The organism is Streptomyces sp. NPDC030183 (assembly GCF_055573455.1).
The window spans coordinates 1-1,566 of the sequence record NZ_JBVIBK010000072.1; the positions used below are offsets into that span (position 1 = coordinate 1).

General features: G+C 74.4%; 1 protein-coding gene. It reads left to right on the forward strand.

All coding sequences use genetic code 11. The features are described from left to right. Positions 1 to 205 precede the first annotated feature (205 nt). Positions 206 to 1,465 (forward strand): FAD-dependent oxidoreductase, encoded by a 1,260-nt coding sequence (locus tag ACZ4Z2_RS37300; RefSeq protein WP_468082227.1) that lies wholly within the window; start codon positions 206 to 208, stop codon positions 1,463 to 1,465. The last annotated feature ends 101 nt before the right edge of the window (positions 1,466 to 1,566 follow it).

Here is a 1,566-nt window from a genome sequence, read left to right on the forward strand (position 1 = left end):
TCTCGGCGTGCCGGGCCCTGACCCGTGTACTGGACGTACTCGGGTCAGGGCCCGGTGCGTCGAGAGCGCGTGCATGGCGTCGCGGGGTAGGTGGGGATTTGACGACAGGGCCTAGCCGCGCGCGGGGCGGTCGCTGCAAGGGGAGCTTTAGCCCGCGGTCCCACCATCGACCGACCATGACTCCGCTGGAGAGGCAGCAAAAACGATGACAGCAGAGCTGACCGCACAGGTGTGCGTGGTCGGAGGGGGGCCGGCCGGGCTCACCCTGGCCGTGGAGCTCGCCAAGCGTTCCGTGTCGGTGGTGGTTCTGGAGCAGAGCGGACACTTCAACCGGTCCTTCCGCGGCGAGTCGGTGTCCCCGGACTCGGTGTGGCTGCTCGACCGGCTCGGTCTGCTCGACCGGCTCGACGGAACCTACGCGCAGATGCACCACATGGAGATCATCGACTCCGGAAGCACCGTGCTGGGCGTCGACTTCTCCGACTTCCGCTACCCCCACCCCTACCCGGTGGAACTGCCGCAGCCCGCTCTGCTGTCCGCCCTGGCCGACGCCGGGCGGGCGCACCCGGGCTTCACGCTGCGTCAGTCCGCCACCGCGGTCGGCCTGCTGCGGGAGCGGGGCGACAGCGGCCCGGTGACCGGTGTGCGCGCCCGCACCCCCGACGGCGAGCTGGTCGTGCGGGCGGCGCTGACGGTCGCGGCCGACGGACGGTTCAGCAAGGTCCGGGAGATGTCCGGGCTGCCGTACGAGAAGCAGCCGCTGGACCGGGACGTGATCTGGCTGCGGCTGCCCTTCCCCGAGGAGTGGGACAGCCACACGTACCGCATCCGCATCCGGGGCGGTGAGCACGGGCTGTTCATCCCCACCCATCCGGACAGCGTCCGCGTCGGGCTCAACATCCCGAAGGGGGGCCTGAAGGACCTGCGGGCCAAGGGGCTGGGCGCGCTGCACGAGCGGCTGGACCGGCTCGCCCCCGAGCTGTCGGACACCGTGCGCAAGGAGGTGCGGGCCTGGTCGGACACCTCGATGCTGGACATCTTCACCACGGTGGTGCCCCGCTGGTCCATGCCCGGTCTGGTCCTCATGGGCGACGCCGCGCACACCCTGACCCCGATCCTCGGCCAGGGCGTCAACCACGCGATCATCGACGCGGTCACCCTGGCGCCGCTGGTCGGCGAGGCGCTCGCCGACGACAGCGCCGCCGCGCTGGTCCGGGCCGGCGAGACGTTCCAGGCCGCGCGCGAGGAGGCCGTACGCCGCTCCCGTGCCCTCCAGCTGCGCCAGGAGCGGCTGTTCGCGCTCGACGGGCGGCTCGGCGGCCTGGCCCGCCGGTCCCTCTACCGGGTCGTGGACCGCAACCGGGCGCTCCAGCAGAAGGTGCTGGCCCGGGCGTACTTCCAGGTGCAGGAGCCGGGTCCCGTCGTGGCCCGGCGGGTCGTGCGGCAGCCGGCCCCGCGCCCCTGACGGCGCGGGGGGGGGGGGGGGGGGGGGGGGGGGGGGGGGGGGGGGGGGGGGGGGGGGGGGGGGGGGGGGGGGGGGGGGGGGGGGGGGGGGGGGGGGGGGGG